We start from the raw sequence: 17,203 nt of genomic DNA on the forward strand, positions 1-17,203 counted from the left end.
TGCAAATACGTAAGTGGCGGTGCAAAGCAATCAGGCCCGCGGTGCTAGCGCGGGCCTTGGGGGAAACTGCTTCAGCGCAATCCGGTTTCGTTGCGCGCGATGACCAGGCGCTGGATCTCGCTGGTGCCTTCGTAGATTTCGGTGATCTTGGCGTCGCGGAAATAGCGCTCCAGCGGCATTTCCTTGGAATAGCCCATGCCGCCGTGGATCTGCACGGCCTGGTGGGTGATCCACATCGCCGCTTCCGAAGCGGTCAGCTTGGCGATCGCCGCCTCGTTGCTGAAACGCGCGCCGCCCTGCTCGAACTGGCCCTTCTGCCAGGCCGCACGCAGCGTCAGCAGCGTGGCCGCGTCGAGCTTGCATTTCATGTCGGCGATCTTGGCCTGGGTCATCTGGAAGGTGCCGATCGGCGCGCCGAAGGCCTTGCGCTCCTTCACGTACTCGATGGTCTTCTCGTAGGCGGCGCGGGCGATGCCGATGGCCTGCGATGCGATGCCGATACGGCCGGCGTCGAGCACGCCCATTGCGATCTTGAAGCCCTCGCCTTCCTTGCCCAGCACGTCTTCCGGCTGGACGACGTAGTCGGCGAATTCGATCTCGCAGGTCGCCGAGGCGCGAATGCCGAGCTTGGGCTCGGTCTTGCCGCGGTGGAAGCCGGGATTGGCCGTGTCGATCAGGAACGCGGTGATGCCGCGCGCGCCCTTGTCGGCGTCGGTCATCGCGAACAGCACGATGTACTTGGCGACCGGGCCGGAGGTGATCCAGCTCTTCTTGCCGTTGATGAGGTAGCTGCCGTCGGCCTGCTTCACCGCCTTGCAACGCATCGCGGTGGCGTCGGACCCCGACTGCGGCTCGGTCAGGGCGAAGGCGCCGATTTCGCGGCCTTCGGCAATGGCGCGCACGTACTTCTGCTTCTGCTCTTCACTGCCGAACTTGAGGATGCCGTTGCAGAACAGCGAATTGTTGACCGACACGATCGTCGAGTGCGCGGCGTCGCCGGCGGCGATTTCGATCATCGCCAGCACGTAGCTGATCGGATCCATGCCCGCGCCGCCGTATTCGGCCGGCACTTCGATGCCCATCAGGCCGTTCTCACCAAGGGTGCGGATGTTCTCCAGCGGGAATTCGCCGGTCTGGTCGTGGTGCTCGGCGCTGGGCGCGATCTTCTCCTGCGCGATGCGGCGCGCCACGTCCTGGATCATCAACTGCTCTTCGGTGAAGCGGAAATCCACGTCGGTACCCTTTTGCTGACTCGGCGAAGACGCGAATTGTAGCCCTCGGCGCGAAATAACCCCACCTTTTGCCTGTCTTGCTTGACCCGATGGGACCGCCGGCCCACACTTATCGCTATATCGCGATAGGTTGATAAAAGGCTCCGCATGGATCTGGAAGGCTGGTCCTCACGATTGAAGGTTTTCGCCGACGCCACGCGCGTGCGGCTGCTGGCCTTGCTCGAACGCGAGGAGCTCACCGTCGCCGAGCTGTCGGCGATCACGCGCCTGGCCCAGCCGCGCGTGTCCACGCATTTGTCCAAGCTCAAGGAAGCCGGCCTGGTGCGCGATCGCCGCTCTGGCGTGTCGGCCTATTACCGCTTCGACGAAGGCGCGCTCGACGCCGCGCAGCGGGCGCTGTGGCAGACCCTGCGCGAAGGCAGCGACGACCCGCTGCTGCGCCAGGACCGCGATCGCGTGACCGGCGTGCTGGCCGCGCGCGCCAGCGAGCAGAACTGGGCCGACTCGGTGGCCGGCGACATGGAGCGTCATTACTCCCCGGGCCGCACCTGGGAAGCGCTGGCACGTTCAGCGGTGCCGCTGCTGCAGCCTGGCGACGTTCTCGACATCGCCTCCGGCGACGGCGTGCTGGCGGAACTGCTGGCGCCCCACGCAAATCGCTACGTGTGCCTGGATTCCAGCACCAAGGTCGTCCTGGCCGCGTCCGAGCGGCTGCGCAAACTGCAGAACGTCGAGGTGCGCGAGGGCGACATGCACAACCTGCCGTTCCAGGCCGAGCAGTTTGATCTGGTGGTGCTGATGCACGCGCTCACCTATTCGGAGCATCCGGGCCAGGCCGTGACGGAAGCTGCCCGCGTGCTGCGCCCCGGCGGCCGCCTGCTGCTTACCAGTCTGGCCAAGCACGAACACCGCCAGGTCGTGGAAGCCTACGGCCACGTCAACCTCGGTTTCAGCGAGAAGGACCTGCAGAAGTTCGTCGCCAAGGCTGGCCTGGACATCATCAGCAGCGAAGCGGTGACCCGCGAACGCCGCCCGCCCCATTTCGAATTGATCGCCCTGATGGCACGCAAGCCTGGCGACGCCAAACCCGACAGCACACCCCGCAAGACCGCAAAGAAGAACTGAAATGAACGCCCTCCCCTGGCTCAACCCCGCCCGCGTCGAAGCGCTGCAGCGCCTGCTGCAGCAGCGCATCCTGGTGATCGATGGCGCGATGGGCACCATGATCCAGCAGTACCAGCTGCAGGAAGACGATTACCGCGGCACCCGCTTCGCCGACGGCTACGACGGCCAGCATGCGCCGGACGGCCACGCCCACGGCGAAGGCTGCGGCTGCTCGCGCGACCAGCGCGGCAACAACGACCTGCTGAGCCTGACGCGCCCGGAGATCATCCGCGAGATCCACACGCAGTATCTCGATGCCGGCGCCGACCTGATCGAAACCAACACCTTCAACTCGACAACTATCTCGCTGGAGGACTATGGCCTCCAGCACCTCGCGCGCGAGCTCAACGAAACCGGCGCCCGCCTGGCCCGGGAAGCCTGCGACGCGGTCGAAGCCAAGGACCCGTCCAGGCCCCGCTTCGTCATCGGCGTACTCGGCCCCACCAGCCGCACCGCCTCGCTGAGTCCGGACGTGAACCGGCCGGGCTTTCGCGCCATCAGCTTCGACGCGCTGCGCGTCGCCTACCGCGAAGCCACCGACGGCCTGATCGACGGTGGCGCCGACGTGATCATGGTCGAAACCATCTTCGACACGCTCAATGCGAAAGCGGCGCTGTTCGCCATCGAAGAAACCTTCGAAGCGCGCGGTGCGCGCCTGCCGGTGCTGATCTCCGGCACGATCACCGATGCCTCCGGCCGCACACTGTCGGGGCAGACCGCCGAAGCATTCTGGTACTCGCTGCGTCACTCGCAGCCGCTTTCGATCGGTTTGAATTGCGCGCTGGGCGCCAAGGACCTGCGCGCCCACGTCGACGTACTGGCCCAGGTGGCCGATGCCTACGTCAGCACGCATCCGAACGCCGGCCTGCCCAATGCGTTCGGCGGCTACGACGAGACGCCCGAGGACATGGCCTCGGTCCTGCGCGAGTTCGCCCAGGCCGGTTTGTTGAACCTGGTCGGCGGCTGCTGCGGCACCACGCCCGCTCATATCGCCGCGATCGCGCATGCGGTCGCCGACGTCGCTCCCCGGCAGGTGCCGCAGTTGGTGGACGCCGCCTGATGTCGCAAGCACTTCCCCGCCAGACCCGGCTCAGCGGTCTGGAGCCACTGCAGATCACGCCGCAGAGCAACTTCGTCAATGTCGGCGAGCGTACCAATGTCACCGGCTCGGCGCAGTTCAAGAAACTGATCCTGGAAGGCCGCTTCGACGAAGCCGTCGTCGTCGCCCGCCAGCAGGTGGAGAACGGCGCCCAGGTCATCGACGTCAACATGGACGAGGGCCTGCTCGACTCCGAGCAGGCGATGGTCACCTTCCTCAACCTGATCGCCGCCGAACCCGATATCGCGCGCATCCCGGTGATGGTCGACAGCTCCAAGTGGAGCGTGATCGAGGCCGGCCTGAAGTGCCTGCAGGGCAAGGGCATCGTCAATTCCATCTCGATGAAGGAAGGCGAAGCCGAGTTCCTGCGCCAGGCGCGGCTCGTGCGCCGCTACGGCGCGGCGGTGGTGGTCATGGCCTTCGACGAAGCCGGCCAGGCCGACACCATCGAACGCAAGATCGAGATCTGCTCGCGCGCCTACCGGCTGCTGACCGAACAGATCGGCTTCCCGCCCGAAGACATCATCTTCGACCCCAACGTGTTCGCGATCGCCACCGGCATCGAGGAGCACAATGACTACGCGGTAGCCTTCATCGAGGCCTGCCGCGAACTCAAGCGCCGGCATCCTTTCAGCCACATTTCCGGTGGCGTCTCCAACGTCTCGTTCTCCTTCCGCGGCAACGAGCCGGTGCGGCAGGCGATCCACGTGGTCTTCCTGTACCACGCGATCAAGGCCGGCATGGACATGGGCATCGTCAACGCCGGCGCCCTGCCCCTGTACGACGATCTGGACGCGCTGCTGCGCGAACGCGTCGAAGACGTGGTGCTCAACCGCCGCGCCGACGGCACCGAACGCCTGCTGGAAATCGCCGACCGCTACAAGGGCAAGAAGGGCGAGAAGAAAACCGAGGACCTCGCCTGGCGCGAAAAGCCGGTGCGCGAGCGCCTCTCGCATTCGCTGGTGCACGGCATCGACCAGTACATCGAGGCCGATACCGAAGAGGCCCGCGCGCAGTCCACGCGCCCGCTGGACGTGATCGAAGGCGCGCTGATGGACGGCATGAACGTGGTCGGCGACCTGTTCGGCGCCGGCAAGATGTTCCTGCCGCAGGTGGTGAAGTCGGCGCGGGTGATGAAGAAGGCCGTCGCCTACCTCCTGCCCTACATCGAAGCCGAGAAGCTGCGCACCGGCGACGTCGGCAAGTCCAACGGCAAGATCGTCATGGCCACGGTCAAGGGCGACGTGCACGACATCGGCAAGAACATCGTCGGCGTCGTGCTCGCCTGCAACAACTTCGAGGTGATCGATCTGGGCGTTATGGTGCCGGCGCAGACCATCCTCGACCGCGCCAAGGCGGAGAATGCCGACCTGATCGGCCTGTCGGGCCTGATCACGCCCTCGCTGGAAGAAATGAGCCACGTCGCGCGGGAAATGCAGCGCCAGGGCTTCCACATGCCGCTGCTGATCGGCGGAGCCACCACGTCCCGTGCGCACACTGCGCTGAAGATCGATCCGCACTACAAGTCGCCCACAGTGTGGGTGAAGGACGCCTCGCGCGCGGTAGGTGTGGCGCAGTCGCTGATCAGCACCGACCTGCGCGGTCCATTCGTTGCCGCCAACGATGCCGACTACGCGGAGATCCGCCAGCGCCACAAGAATCGCGGCGATGGCAAGCGCCTGGTGTCGCTGGAGAAGGCGCGTGGGCAGCGGTTCGACGGCGGCTGGAGCGACTATGTGCCGCCGGCGCCGAAGCAGCCCGGCCTGCACGTGCTTGACGACTACCCGCTGGCCGAGCTGATCGAATACATCGACTGGACGCCGTTCTTCAACACCTGGGAACTGGCGGGCAAGTACCCGGCGATCCTCACCGACGACGTCGTCGGCACGCAGGCCAGCGAGCTCTATCGCGACGCGCGGGCGATGTTGAAGCGGATCGTCGCCGAGAAATGGCTGACGGCGAAGGCGGTGTTTGCGCTGTGGCCGGCGAATGCGAGCGGCGACGACGTCATCGTCGAAACCGACGCGGGTCCTGCCACGTTCTGCTTCCTGCGCCAGCAGGCGGACAAACCGGCGGATCGCCCGGACTTCTGCCTCGCCGACTTCGTAGCCCCGAAAGATTCAAGCCGGCAGGACTGGATCGGCGGCTTCGCCGTCACGGCGGGTATCGGCATCGAGGAACACGTCGCCCGCTTCGAAGCGGATCACGACGATTACAACGCGATCCTGCTCAAGGCCCTGGCCGACCGCCTCGCCGAAGCCTTCGCCGAACGCCTGCACCAACGCGTGCGCCGCGAATTCTGGGGCTACGTCGCAGACGAAGCGCTCGACAACGACGCGCTCATCGACGAGAAGTATCGCGGCATCCGCCCGGCCCCCGGCTACCCCGCGTGCCCGGAGCACAGCGAGAAGGCCACGCTGTTCCGCCTGCTCGATGCGGAGCGCAGGGCGGGCGTGAAGCTCACCGAAAGCTTTGCCATGTACCCCGCCGCTGCCGTCTCCGGTTACTACTTCAGCCATCCGCAGAGCCAGTACTTCGTGGTCGGGCGGGTGTCGAAGGAGCAGGTGGAGGACTACGCGCGGCGCAAGGGGGTATCGCTTGCGCAGGCGGAGCGGTGGCTGGCCTCCAACCTGGACTACGATCCGGAGTAGCCGAATCTTCAACGCGCCGTCGCGACGCTTATGACCGGACTTTCCAACGCCGATTTCATCGAACGGCACGCCGCACCGGGCAGGATCGGCCTGTGCGGCGGCCGCGACCTGATCAACAAGCTGATCCGCAAGGCGCAGGCGCCGCTCACGGCGGATGGCCACCGCAGCTTGTGGTCGCACGCGTTCGTTTTCAGCGAGCGGCGCAGCGATGGGCAATGGTGGGTGATCGAATCCGACCTCGACGTGCGCTATCGGCAAGTGCGCCTGGGGGTGCAGGAGAACCGCGCGTCGCGCTACTTCGATGAGGACGCCTTCCCCAACCTGGCGATCCTGGATTTCCACCTGGACGCCACGCAGACGCGCCAGGTGCAGATGGCCGCGCTGGACCTACTCGCCGGTCTATCGAGTTATTCCCTGTTGGAACTGGCCGGCACGCTGCTGGCCATGCACAGCACGCGACTGCGCAGCCGCAACAACCTGCTGGCGCAGGAAGGCGCGCTGTATTGCTCGGCGCTGGTCCAGCACTGCTACGCGGCCGCGGGCCTGGAATTCCTGCCCGGCGTGCACGGCAAGAATGTGGCGCCGCACGACATCGACGATTCGCCGCTGCCGCACACCTCGCATCGCCTGATTCGCGACCTGGGCATCTCCAAGCTGCGGCGCGCCATCCAGGCACTCGCGACCTGAGTCAGCGCACCGTTCTCGCGGACCTCACCACACCAGGTCGTCGGGCACCTGGAACTGCGGATCGGCGTACGGATCGTCTTCGGCGGGTGCGTTCGGGTCGACCTTGAGTGCGATCGCCGGCGGGAAGATTTCCTCCGCCTGGGCGACGAGTTCCGCCGTGACGAGCAGATAGCGGCCGTCGAGCTGCAGCACCCCCAGCTCGCCGGCGTTGAGCGCCTTGAGCTGATCGGCGGTGACGTAGATGCGCTTGATCTTGCCGCCATAGGGAAAGTGGCGGGCGATTTCCGCGTCGGCGACGTTGAGCCCCTTGTCCTTCACCAGCTCGGTGAGCTTGGCGCGCGCTTCGCGGCGCTTGCGCGCTTCTTCCTGCTTCGCGGCTTCGGCGGCGATGCGTTCGTCCTTCTCGCGCTGCGCGCGCAGCGCATAGGCCTTGCCCAGATCCATCTCGTCGCGCCCGCGCGGCGCTGCGCCCGGCTTCTGCCCCGAGCGCTGCTGAGGCTTGCCAGGGGCTCCACCGTGCTTGCGGGCATCGGCTTTGCCAGGGTGCGGCTTGCCGTGAGGCGGCCTGCCCTGTTGAGGCTTGCCGTGCTGGGAGCCGGGCTTCTTGGCCTCGGTTCGTTCGGGCTTGGGCGCCGGCTTGAAGCCGAGGCCGAGCAGCTGATCGCGAAGACTGTCGCTCATTGCGTTGTTACTGCGGATTGCAGGTTCAGTAGTGCGGGGGCGGCGGTTCCAGCGAAGCATCGCCGGTCACGGGCGCGGAGGAAAGCGTGGTGCGTATCGCCTTGAGCTCTTCGAGCGCGCGATGCAGCAATAATGCCGTACGCGCTTCTTCGTCGCGAGCCGCGGCCAGCGCATCGCTGAGTTCGATTAGCGCCTGTTCCTGGAACGCGATCCGCGTTTCCAGGTCGGTCAGGCGCTGCTGGACATCTTCGGGCGCCATGGCTCAGCTCATGCCGTTGTTCTTGACGGAACGGCCGCGGCCGATGCCGTAGTAAGCCAGGCCTGCCTGCTCCACTTCCTGCGGTTCGTAGATGTTGCGGCCATCGAAGACGACCTTGTCGGTTAGCGTGGCGGCGAGGCGGCTGAAATCCGGGCTACGGAACTGCTTCCACTCGGTGAGGATGACCAGCGCATCGGCGCCTTCCAGCGCCTGGCGCGCGCTTTCGCACAGCACCAGATCGTCGCGCTGGCCGAAGATGCGCTCGGCTTCGTGGCCCGCTTCCGGATCGTAGGCACGGACCTTCGCGCCCGCTTCCCACAAACGCGCCAGCAGCGCGCGGCTCGACGCCTCGCGCATATCGTCCGTGTTCGGCTTGAACGCCAGGCCCCACACGGCCACGGTCTTGCCGGCGACGCTGCCGCCGTAGTGATCGTTGAGCAGTTCGAACACACGGTGCTTCTGCCGCGCGTTCACGGCTTCCACGGCTTCCAGAATTTGCGCGGAGTAGCCGTGTTGCTTCGCCGTGCGCTCCAGTGCCTGCACGTCCTTGGGAAAGCACGAGCCGCCGTAGCCCGCGCCCGGATAGATGAAGCTGTAGCCGATGCGCGGATCGGAACCGATGCCGTGGCGCACGTGCTCGATATCGGCGCCGACGCGCTCGGCGATGTTCGCCATCTCGTTCATGAAACTGATCTTCGTCGCCAGCATCGCGTTGGCGGCGTACTTGGTCAGCTCGGCGGAGCGCACGTCCATCGCCACGATGCGCTCGTGGTTGCGGTTGAACGGCGCGTACAGGCGCTTGAGCTGTTCGATAGACGCGGGATTGCTGGCGCCGATGACGATGCGGTCCGGGCGCATGCAGTCGTTGACCGCGTCGCCCTCCTTGAGGAACTCCGGGTTGGAGGCGACATCGAATTCGATCTGCGCGCCACGCGCCTGGAGTTCGGCGGCGATCACCGCGCGCACCTTGTCGGCGGTGCCCACCGGCACGGTGGACTTGTCGACGATCACCGACGGCTTGGACAGGTTCTGCCCGACGGTCTTGGCCACGGCCAGCACGTACTTGAGGTCGGCGCTGCCATCCTCGTCCGGCGGCGTGCCCACGGCGATGAAGATCGTATTGCCGTGCTCGATCGCCTTGGCCGCATCGGTGGTGAAGTGCAGGCGGCCGGCGGCGTGGTTCGCCTTGACCATGGGCTCCAGGCCCGGCTCGTAGATCGGGATGATGCCGTTGTTCAGGCCATCGACCTTCGCCGCGTCGATGTCGACGCAAACCACGTCGTGGCCGACTTCGGCCAGGCAGGTTCCAGTGACGAGGCCGACATAACCGGTGCCGAAGATGGTGACGCGCATGCAGTGATTTCCTTACCTGGCCGGTGGTATGAGCGGGAGTATGTGGGAGCGCACATTCCGCCGGATTTTCGTGCGGGCTGCAGCGCAGCCCGCGAACTTACGCAGCGGCGGTTTCACGCCGAGTGAAACCGCCACGACAGTTTCATGGCACCCGCGCTTACTTCTGTTCGGGCTTCACGATTTCAAGCAGTTCGACTTCGAACACCAAGGTGGCGTTCGGGCTGATCGGACCACCCGGGGTACCGGCTTCGCCGTAGCCGATCGACGCCGGGATCCACAGCTTGTACTTGCTGCCGACCGGCATCAGCGCGAGACCTTCGCGCCAGCCGGGGATGACGGCCGAAAGCGGGAAGGTCGCCGGCGTATTGCGATCGTAGGAGCTGTCGAAGGTCTTGCCGTCGAGCAAGGTGCCCTTGTAGTGCACCTTCACCACGTCGGTGTCCTTGGGCTTGGGACCGGTGCCTTCGGTGATCACCTGGTACTGCAGGCCCGAGGCGGTCGTCTTCACGCCCGGCTGCTTGGCGTTCTCGGCGAGGAACTTGGCGCCGGCTTCCTTGTTCTTCTTGGCGTCGGCCATCATTTTCGCGAGCTGCTTGGCCTGCATTTCCTGGCCGAAGGCTTCCGCGATCTGCTGCGCCTGCTTGTCGTCCATCAGCATCTTTTCGCCGGCGACCGAGGATTTGATCGCCTTGGCGATGACGTCGACGTCGACCTCATCCTTGACCTGTTCCAGCGACTTGCCCATCTGCATGCCGATCATGTAGCTGACCTTGTCCTTCTTGGACGGCAGACCGGCGATCTGCCCGCCAAAATCCTTGTCGCCCGCTTCGGCCTTGGCATCGGTCTTGGCCTTGTCGGCGGGGGGATTGCAGGCAGTGACGGTAACGGCCAGTGCGGCAGCAGCGAGGGCCACGGACACGTGGCGCAAAGACTGGATCATCGAAAAACTCCTGGAAATCGAAGGGCAAGGCCGGGGCAAGGTGCATGGCCCCGGCTGAACGCCGCGTCAGTGCGCGGCGGCTGGTTGCGACGGGTTATTGCGGCAAAATCGCCAACAGTTCGACATCGAACACCAGCGTGGAGTTCGGACCGATGGGACCGCCGGGGGTTCCCTTGGGGCCGTAGGCCAGGTCGCCCGGGATCCAGAAGCGGTACTTCGCGCCCACCGGCATCATCTGCAGACCTTCGGTCCAGCCCGGAATCACCTGGCCCAGGCCGAACTCGGTCGGCTGGCCGCGTTCGTAAGAGCTGTCGAATACGGTGCCGTTCAACAGGGCGCCCTGGTAGTTGACGCGCACGTGATCGGTAACGCGCGGACGCTGGCCCGCGCCCTGGCGCAGCACCATGTACTGCAGGCCCGACGGCGTGGTGAACACGCCCTTCACCGCCTTGTTTTTGGCGAGGAACTGCGCGCCTTCGGCGTTGTTCTTGTCGGCGGCCGCCGCGGCTTCGAGCTGCAGCTTCGCCTGCATCTTCTGCGAGAAGGCCTGGCGGACCGTGTTGAGCTCCTCATCGCTCATCAGCAGCTTGCCGTTGGCGAGCGTGGTGCGCAGCGCCTGCATCAACACCGGCAAATCGATCTCGCCCTGGATCCGCGCCAGCGAGCGGCCGACGTCGGTGCCCACTAGCAGGCCGACCTTGTCCTTCGCCACGTCCGGAGTCTTGCCATCCGGGGCGGGACGTCCATTGCGCGCAGCGATACGCGCCATCAGCGCCTCGCCCGTGGCCTTGGCCTCGTCCGGCGTCAGCAGCGGCTTGCCGCCTGCGAAGGCATTGCGGACGGCCTTCTCGAAGGCCGCCGCGTCGAGATCGGGGCCGACCGGCGCGATCTCATGGGCGACGTCCGAACCCACCATATAGCTGGCTTTCTCACGATCAGTGGTCAACACGGTCTTGTCCTGTGCGAAAGCGGTGGCGCCGAACAGCACGGCCGCCGTGGTCAACAGCGCAGCGACGCTGCGCAAAAAGAGCTTCATGAACACTCCTGGTGGGACGCGCCGATCGATCGGCACGAAGCGGCTATTGTCGCGGGGCTGCGGAGCATGAGCAATGCAGCGTGGTTAGCAGTTTTCTGCACTGCATGGATCTGCGAGGAGAAACATGCCCGCGCCGCACTGGCGACGCGGCGCGCGCCGGATGCGGTGCATGTCTGCCTCGATCGACGTGAAGCGCTGGATTTTTAGCGTCGGGGAAGCCACCGGACTCCTTTCCCCGCCCCCATTTCGCCGTGCCGCTGCTGCGCCCGTTGATTCGGTTGTCCCGGCAGAAAGTCGGCTCCAGCGACCTTCCCCGCTGCTCGGCTCCGCATGGAGAACCGGTAAGCCACTGATTACTAAAGAAATCATGGCGACACCGCGCAAACACCCCCAGCACAACCGCCCATGACTTCAGTTGGGTAACCGGCCGGTTGACTGTATGTGTTTAGGTGTTATAGTTGCATACAACACCGGTCTACCAACGAGCAGGACGTTCGCCATGAACCGCAAGCTCCGCAATTCGCTCTCCGCCGTCACGGCGTCCGGCGCCGCACTCGCCATCGCACTGATGGTTGCGGTGCCCGCCGGTACCACGTCCGTGCAGGGCGGCGCGCCGCAAGATTTCCGTACCGCCGCCGGCCAGCACGAGGACATCGACTCGCTGGCCCAGGCCGTTGCTCTTTCCGCCAGACTCGCCGCCGCTTCCGCGCTGGCGATCGAGGCGAACGGGGACATGGACGCCCAAGCCACCCAACGCTCGCCCCGCAAGGGCCTGCGCCACCGCCGGCAGACCATCGTCATGCCGTACTTCTCCTTCTCGCCGCGGGGCTGATATGACCGCAATTCAATGGAGCGACAGCGCTCCCATCTATCGCCAGCTGAAGGAGCGCGTCATCGCGATGATGCTCGATGGCCTGCTCAAGCCTGGCGATGCCCTGCCCTCCGTAAGGCAGGTCGCCGCCGAGTATCAGCTCAATCCAATCACCGTCTCGCGCGCCTATCAGGAACTGGCGGACGAGGCACTCGTCGAAAAACGCAGGGGTCTGGGCATGTACGTCACAGAAGAAGCCGCAAGGAAGTTGCTGTTCAACGAGCGTGAGCGCTTCCTGCGTGAGGAATGGCCGCAGGTCATCGAACGCATCAAGCGTCTGGGCCTGAAGATCGACGAGCTGCTCGCGGCCGAAGCCACTGGCGGTGCGCAATGAACGCCTCCGACACCATCGCCACCGAAAGCCGCCCCGTCGTCGTCGCCCGCGGCCTGCGCAAGCACTACAAGAACAAGCTGGCGCTGGACGGCACCAACTTCGAAATCCCCACCGGCCGCATCATCGGCCTGATCGGTCCCAACGGCGCCGGCAAGACCACCGCGCTCAAGGCGCTGCTGGGCCTGATTCCGTTCGAGGGCGAACTGTCGGTCCTCGGCCGCGACCCGCGCACCCAGCGCGACGATCTGATGCGCGATGTCTGCTTCATCGCCGACGTGGCCGTGCTGCCGCGCTGGATCAAGGTGAAGGAAGCCATCGAGTTCGTCGCCGGCGTGCACCCGCGCTTCGACCGCGCCAAGTGCGAGCGCTTCCTCGCCCACACCCAGCTCAAGCCCGAACTGCGCGTCCGTGAACTCTCCAAAGGCATGATCGTGCAACTGCACCTGGCCCTGGTGATGGCGATCGACGCCAAGCTGCTGGTGCTGGACGAACCCACGCTCGGCCTGGACATCCTCTATCGCAAGCAGTTCTACCAGCGCCTGCTGGAGGACTACTTCGACGAAGAGAAGACGATCATCGTCACCACCCACCAGGTCGAAGAGATCGAACACATCCTCACCGACGTGATGTTCATCCGCGACGGCAAGATCGTGCTCGATGCGCCGATGGAAACCCTCGGCGACCGTTACGTCGAAGTGCTCGTGAACGGCGACCGCGCCACCGAGGCGCGCAGCCTCAAGCCCATCGACGAGCGCGCCCTGCCCTTCGGCAAGACCGTGATGCTGTTCGACGGCATCGAACAGGGGCGTCTGTCCCCGTTCGGCGAAACCCGCATCCCGGGCCTGGCCGACCTGTTCGTGGCCATCATGAAAGGGACCTACGCATGAACGCCGTTGCACAAACCCATCCCCACGTCGTGACCACGCCGCATCCCACCCACAAGCTCAAGCTGTTGCTCAAGCGCGAGTTCTGGGAACACAAGGGCGGCTTCTTCTGGGCACCCCTGGTCGCCGGCGGCATTTCGCTGCTGCTGACCGTCCTGGCGATCCTCTTCGGCGAGATCGCCGCGCGGCGCGCCATGAGCGACGGCAAGCTGCAGATCGACGGCGACGTCATGATCAACGGCCTCGACCTGGGCGCCCTCACCGGCAAGCTCGGTCCGGAGGAAATGGCGCACCTGGGCAAGGGCATCGACTTGAGCCTGGCGGTCTCCTCGGCCTGGCCCTTCATCGTCCTGGGCTTCGTCGTCTTCTTCTACTGCCTGGGCGCGCTGTACGACGACCGCAAGGACCGCAGCGTCCTGTTCTGGAAGTCGCTGCCGATCTCGGACCGCGACACCGTCGTCTCCAAGGGACTGAGCGCTCTGCTGGTCGCACCGATCCTGGCCCTGGCCGCTTCGCTGGCGACGATGATCGGCTTCATGCTGATCCTGAGCGTGGTCGTGCTGCTGCACGGCGGCAACCCGATCACCCTGCTGTGGGGTCCGGGCAGCCCGCTCTCCGTGGTCGCGAGCTTCCTGATCGCTCTGCCGGTCTATGCCTTGTGGGCGCTGCCCACCGTCGGTTGGCTGCTGCTGTGCTCGGCCTGGTCGCGTAGCAAGCCGTTCCTGTGGGCGATCATGATTCCGGTGTTCTCCGGCATCTTCGTCACCTGGTTCGATGTGACCAAGCTCTTCAACCTGGACGCGTCCTGGTACTGGTCGAACATCGTCGGCCGCCTGCTGCTGGGCACGTTCCCGGGCACGGACATCCTCTACCAGAAAGACTTCGGCGAGCACGCCAACAACTTCAACGGCACGCTGCACCAGTTCTCCGCGATGACCGCGATCGAAAGCCTGAAGATGCCCGGCATGTGGATCGGCGCGATCGCCGGCCTAGTCATGATCTTCGGCGCGATCCGCCTGCGCAGGTGGCGGGACGAGGGGTGAGGGTGAGGCGCCGCGCTTATGCGCTGCCCTATCGGCAGCGCATGCGGCGCCGAACGCCCGGCCACGGATGGCCGGGCAGGACGACCCGAAGCCGATGAGCCTCGCCAAGGACGGCAACTGCAGAGCCAAAAGAAGCGCCACCTACACGGCACCGTAGCGCAACCGAAGCAACAACCGCAGCGTTACAAACCACAAAGCCCCTTGCACCCAAGGACCCACCCATGAACGCCCGCCACCTCGCCACCGCCCTGCTCCTGAGCATGCCGCTGGTCGCCTGCAGCAACTCCTCCAAGGCACCGGCTGCACCGGCTTCTTCCACCCCCTCGGCGTCCACTACGCAGCCCACCAGTTCGCTCGGCAAGCTCGTCGACGGCGAGATCAAAAAGGCGCGCGAGAAGCTCGCGACCGAAAACATCAGCCTCAATGGCGGTGTCCACACCAAGTCGGGCGATCATCACGGCGTCAGCGTCTTCAGCGATGACGAAAACGACAAGCGCCCGAAGGCCGAGATCACGCCGAAAGGCGACTTGCTGATCGACGGCAAGGCGGTCGCGATCAACGCCCAGCAGCGCGCGATGCTGCTGGAATACCGCGCCCACATCATCGGCGTGGCCGAGAGCGGCATGGAGATCGGCGTGCAGGGTGCCGACCTGGCCGCCAAGGCCATGGGCGAAGCCTTCAAGGGCATCTTCTCGGGCAAGTCCGACAAAGACATCGAAAAGAGCGTCGAGGCCGAAGCCGGCGGGATCAAGCTGGCTGCGGCCAAGCTCTGCGGCCGTCTGCCCGCGATGATGGCCTCGCAGCAGCAGCTCGCCGCCTCGCTGCCGGAGTTCAAGCCATACGCGACGATGACGCAGGAAGACATCGACGAGTGCATGAAGGAAAACGACGAGCACGCCGACATGCACCATGCCTCGCACGATGAAATCCGTCAGGAAATTCGCGAAGAAGTCCGCTCGGCGGTCCGCGATGCCGTCCGCAACGAAACGCCGCAGGACGCGACCGCGAAGAAAGACGCCGGAACCGAAACGAAGCGCTAAGCGCGCAACGAGTGCACAGGACGGGTTGGACTCGCCGCATGCCGGTGTCGGCGGGTCCAACCCCATCCTTTTCGCAGGCGGCTAACCGCCGCCGGATGATCCGCCGTGGATGCCGCCCTTCGTAAGCGCGCGGGCATCGAGCAGTCGGCGTAGTTCCTTCTCCGGCAATCCGCTGAGTTCGATGGCCACGTCCAGAACCGCGCGCCCTTCCTTGTAGGCTTGCTTGGCGATCGCCGCGGCCTTCTCGTATCCGATGATCGGATTGAGCGCGGTCACCAGGATGGGATTGCGGTCGAGCGCTTCGCGGACGCGGTCCTCGCGCACGCGCAGGCCGGCGATGGCCGCATCGGCGAGCAAGCGCATCGAATTCGCCAGCAGCCGGATCGAATCGAGCAGGTCGTAAGCGATCAGCGGCAGCATCACGTTGAGTTGGAAGTTGCCGCTCTGTCCGGCCACCGTGATCGCCGCGTGGTGGCCGATCACCTGCGCGCACACCATCGCCAGCGATTCGGGAATCACGGGGTTGACCTTGCCCGGCATGATCGAGCTGCCCGGCTGCAGCGCCGGCAATTCGATCTCGCCCAGGCCCGCCAGCGGGCCGGAATTCATCCAACGCAGGTCGTTGGCGATCTTCATCAGCGCGACGGCGAGGGCATTGAGTTGGCCCGACAGTTCCACCGCATCGTCCTGCGCGGCGAGGCCTTCAAATTTGTCGTCGGCGGATTCGAAGCGCGTGGTCGTCATCGTCGACAACGCGCGCGCCATGGCGCGGCCGAAGCGCGGGTCGGCATTGATGCCGGTGCCGATCGCGGTGCCGCCTATGGGGAGGCGGCGCAATCGCTTCAGTGCGTCTTCGATGCGGTCCTGGGCGGATTGCAGTTGCGAGGCCCAGGCGCCGAATTCCTGTTCGAAGGTCAGCGGCATCGCATCCATCAGGTGGGTGCGGCCGGTTTTGGTCACCTTGTGGAACGCTTTGCCGCGCCGTTCGATGGTCTTGCGCAGGTGTTTGAGCGCGGGCAGCAGTTGTTCGGTCGTGGAGAGTTGCGCCGATACGCGTATCGCGGTCGGGATAACGTCGTTGGAGCTCTGGCCGAGGTTGACGTGGTCGTTCGCATGCACCTTGGCGCGGCCGTTGCGCGTCGCCAGGGTGGCGATGACCTCGTTGGCGTTCATGTTGCTCGAGGTACCCGAGCCGGTCTGGAACACGTCGATCGGGAATTGGGCGTCATGGCGGCCATCGGCGACTTCCATGGCCGCGGCGCGGATCGCGGCCGCTGCGGTCTTGCCGAGCAGGCCGAAGCCGCCGTTGACTTCGGCCGCCGCTGCTTTTATCAGGCCGAGTGCACGGATGAACTCGCGCGGCATCGCGACGTTGGAGACCGGGAAGTTCTGCACGGCGCGTTGCGTCTGCGCGCCCCAGAGCGCTTCGGCGGGGACACGCAGTTCGCCCATGCTGTCGTGTTCCAGGCGGAAGCCCTGGGGTTTCTTGCCTGCGGGTTTCTTGCCTGCGGGCTTCGAGCCTGCTTTGGAACTGCGGGGCTGCTTCGCCATGACGCTCTCCTTGGGGGCTGTCTCCAGCTTACGCCGCCCGGTCTTACGTCGGCACCGCGCTGATGGCTTATCGGCGCGGGCAGGCGGCGCCGGTGGGCAGGCGTGACACGCCGTGAATCCGTCCATGGAGGCTTGTCAGCGGCATCCATGCCGCTGACAGTCACGCCTGCCCACCGGCACCGCCTGCCCTCCCATACATCTCGGGCGCGTTGGCGAAAAAGCGAAAGCAACTCGCTGCGCTCGCTCCCCCTCATCTGCCCTTCGGGCATCTTCTCCCCGCATGCGGGGAGAAGAAGAGCTCCGGCGCCGAAGTGGCGATCTGCATGCTCGCGGTAAGCGCTGCCCGATGGGATGGGGGTGCGGAGAGCGGACCAGGAT

16 protein-coding genes are annotated in these 17,203 nt (G+C 65.5%); 9 read left to right on the plus strand and 7 right to left on the minus strand.

The genetic code is table 11. The features are described 5' to 3' along the window. Positions 1–71: 71 nt before the first annotated feature. Positions 72–1,289 (minus strand): acyl-CoA dehydrogenase family protein, encoded by a 1,218-nt coding sequence (locus tag ACYVJ8_RS06415; RefSeq protein WP_460711079.1) that lies wholly within the window; start codon positions 1,287–1,289, stop codon positions 72–74. Between the two features lie 90 nt (positions 1,290–1,379). Here ACYVJ8_RS06415 and ACYVJ8_RS06420 point away from each other — a divergent pair, with 90 nt between their 5' ends. From ACYVJ8_RS06420 to ACYVJ8_RS06435, 4 genes are read left to right on the plus strand one after another with little or no spacing between them, the layout of a single operon-like run. Then, complete coding sequence (locus tag ACYVJ8_RS06420) at positions 1,380–2,357, plus strand: ArsR/SmtB family transcription factor (RefSeq protein ID WP_460710401.1); 978 nt, start codon at positions 1,380–1,382, stop codon at positions 2,355–2,357. 1 nt (position 2,358) lies between these two features. After that, positions 2,359–3,456 (plus strand): homocysteine S-methyltransferase family protein, encoded by a 1,098-nt coding sequence (locus ACYVJ8_RS06425; protein WP_460710403.1) that lies wholly within the window; start codon positions 2,359–2,361, stop codon positions 3,454–3,456. Next, the gene (gene metH, locus ACYVJ8_RS06430; RefSeq protein ID WP_460710405.1) at positions 3,456–6,146 is read left to right on the plus strand and encodes a methionine synthase; all 2,691 of its coding nucleotides are present in this window, start codon (positions 3,456–3,458) and stop codon (positions 6,144–6,146) included. The genes ACYVJ8_RS06425 and metH overlap by 1 nt, the downstream gene beginning before the upstream one ends. Before the next feature lie 30 nt (positions 6,147–6,176). Beyond that, positions 6,177–6,833, plus strand: a complete 657-nt coding sequence (locus ACYVJ8_RS06435; RefSeq protein WP_460710407.1) for a hypothetical protein — start codon at positions 6,177–6,179, stop codon at positions 6,831–6,833. Positions 6,834–6,857: 24 nt separating this feature from the next. Here the strand turns inward: ACYVJ8_RS06435 and ACYVJ8_RS06440 are convergent, their stop codons facing one another. The 5 genes from ACYVJ8_RS06440 to ACYVJ8_RS06460 form a co-directional block, all read right to left on the minus strand. Next, positions 6,858–7,514 carry a DUF2058 domain-containing protein gene (locus tag ACYVJ8_RS06440; protein ID WP_460710409.1) on the minus strand — a complete coding sequence of 219 codons (657 nt, stop codon included), beginning with the start codon at positions 7,512–7,514 and terminating at the stop codon, positions 6,858–6,860. 25 nt (positions 7,515–7,539) lie between these two features. Continuing rightward, complete coding sequence (locus ACYVJ8_RS06445; protein WP_460710411.1) at positions 7,540–7,773, minus strand: SlyX family protein; 234 nt, start codon at positions 7,771–7,773, stop codon at positions 7,540–7,542. A 3-nt stretch (positions 7,774–7,776) separates the two neighbouring features. Beyond that, positions 7,777–9,126: a UDP-glucose dehydrogenase family protein gene (locus ACYVJ8_RS06450; protein WP_460710412.1), complete on the minus strand. Its 1,350-nt coding sequence runs from the start codon at positions 9,124–9,126 to the stop codon at positions 7,777–7,779. Positions 9,127–9,283: 157 nt separating this feature from the next. Then, positions 9,284–10,066: an FKBP-type peptidyl-prolyl cis-trans isomerase gene (locus tag ACYVJ8_RS06455; protein ID WP_460710414.1), complete on the minus strand. Its 783-nt coding sequence runs from the start codon at positions 10,064–10,066 to the stop codon at positions 9,284–9,286. A gap of 94 nt (positions 10,067–10,160) precedes the next feature. Then, positions 10,161–11,102 (minus strand): FKBP-type peptidyl-prolyl cis-trans isomerase N-terminal domain-containing protein, encoded by a 942-nt coding sequence (locus tag ACYVJ8_RS06460; protein WP_460710416.1) that lies wholly within the window; start codon positions 11,100–11,102, stop codon positions 10,161–10,163. Between the two features lie 499 nt (positions 11,103–11,601). On the opposite strand from ACYVJ8_RS06460, the gene ACYVJ8_RS06465 reads away from it, so the two are divergent. From ACYVJ8_RS06465 to ACYVJ8_RS06485, 5 genes are all read left to right on the plus strand, one after another. Then, a complete protein-coding gene (locus tag ACYVJ8_RS06465) occupies positions 11,602–11,934 on the plus strand; it encodes a hypothetical protein (protein ID WP_460710418.1) in 333 nt (110 codons plus the stop codon). A 1-nt stretch (position 11,935) separates the two neighbouring features. After that, positions 11,936–12,307 (plus strand): GntR family transcriptional regulator, encoded by a 372-nt coding sequence (locus tag ACYVJ8_RS06470; RefSeq protein ID WP_460710420.1) that lies wholly within the window; start codon positions 11,936–11,938, stop codon positions 12,305–12,307. After that, on the plus strand, positions 12,304–13,194 hold the full coding sequence (locus ACYVJ8_RS06475) for an ABC transporter ATP-binding protein (RefSeq protein ID WP_460710421.1): 891 nt from the start codon (positions 12,304–12,306) through the stop codon (positions 13,192–13,194). The genes ACYVJ8_RS06470 and ACYVJ8_RS06475 overlap by 4 nt, the downstream gene beginning before the upstream one ends. Then, positions 13,191–14,234 (plus strand): ABC-2 transporter permease, encoded by a 1,044-nt coding sequence (locus ACYVJ8_RS06480; RefSeq protein WP_460710423.1) that lies wholly within the window; start codon positions 13,191–13,193, stop codon positions 14,232–14,234. The genes ACYVJ8_RS06475 and ACYVJ8_RS06480 overlap by 4 nt, the downstream gene beginning before the upstream one ends. A 221-nt stretch (positions 14,235–14,455) precedes the next feature. Beyond that, positions 14,456–15,274 (plus strand): YggN family protein, encoded by an 819-nt coding sequence (locus tag ACYVJ8_RS06485; protein ID WP_460710425.1) that lies wholly within the window; start codon positions 14,456–14,458, stop codon positions 15,272–15,274. 81 nt (positions 15,275–15,355) lie between these two features. Here ACYVJ8_RS06485 and ACYVJ8_RS06490 read toward each other — a convergent pair whose 3' ends face one another. Then, entirely contained in the window at positions 15,356–16,825 is a 1,470-nt protein-coding gene (locus ACYVJ8_RS06490; RefSeq protein ID WP_460710427.1) for a class II fumarate hydratase, read from the minus strand. Between the last annotated feature and the right edge of the window lie 378 nt (positions 16,826–17,203).

The sequence above is a fragment of the Lysobacter terrae genome (genome assembly GCF_054782215.1).

Bases quoted from the DNA above. Each gene is read 5' to 3' on its own strand.
- ACYVJ8_RS06420 (WP_460710401.1), top strand. From the start codon at position 1,380: ATGGATCTGGAAGGCTGGTCCTCACGATTGAAGGTTTTCGCCGACGCC.
- ACYVJ8_RS06425 (WP_460710403.1), top strand. From the start codon at position 2,359: ATGAACGCCCTCCCCTGGCTCAACCCCGCCCGCGTCGAAGCGCTGCAG.
- metH (WP_460710405.1), top strand. From the start codon at position 3,456: ATGTCGCAAGCACTTCCCCGCCAGACCCGGCTCAGCGGTCTGGAGCCA.
- ACYVJ8_RS06435 (WP_460710407.1), top strand. From the start codon at position 6,177: ATGACCGGACTTTCCAACGCCGATTTCATCGAACGGCACGCCGCACCG.
- ACYVJ8_RS06440 (WP_460710409.1), bottom strand. From the start codon at position 7,514: ATGAGCGACAGTCTTCGCGATCAGCTGCTCGGCCTCGGCTTCAAGCCG.
- ACYVJ8_RS06445 (WP_460710411.1), bottom strand. From the start codon at position 7,773: ATGGCGCCCGAAGATGTCCAGCAGCGCCTGACCGACCTGGAAACGCGG.
- ACYVJ8_RS06450 (WP_460710412.1), bottom strand. From the start codon at position 9,126: ATGCGCGTCACCATCTTCGGCACCGGTTATGTCGGCCTCGTCACTGGA.
- ACYVJ8_RS06455 (WP_460710414.1), bottom strand. From the start codon at position 10,066: ATGATCCAGTCTTTGCGCCACGTGTCCGTGGCCCTCGCTGCTGCCGCA.
- ACYVJ8_RS06460 (WP_460710416.1), bottom strand. From the start codon at position 11,102: ATGAAGCTCTTTTTGCGCAGCGTCGCTGCGCTGTTGACCACGGCGGCC.
- ACYVJ8_RS06465 (WP_460710418.1), top strand. From the start codon at position 11,602: ATGAACCGCAAGCTCCGCAATTCGCTCTCCGCCGTCACGGCGTCCGGC.
- ACYVJ8_RS06470 (WP_460710420.1), top strand. From the start codon at position 11,936: ATGACCGCAATTCAATGGAGCGACAGCGCTCCCATCTATCGCCAGCTG.
- ACYVJ8_RS06475 (WP_460710421.1), top strand. From the start codon at position 12,304: ATGAACGCCTCCGACACCATCGCCACCGAAAGCCGCCCCGTCGTCGTC.
- ACYVJ8_RS06480 (WP_460710423.1), top strand. From the start codon at position 13,191: ATGAACGCCGTTGCACAAACCCATCCCCACGTCGTGACCACGCCGCAT.
- ACYVJ8_RS06485 (WP_460710425.1), top strand. From the start codon at position 14,456: ATGAACGCCCGCCACCTCGCCACCGCCCTGCTCCTGAGCATGCCGCTG.
- ACYVJ8_RS06490 (WP_460710427.1), bottom strand. From the start codon at position 16,825: ATGGCGAAGCAGCCCCGCAGTTCCAAAGCAGGCTCGAAGCCCGCAGGC.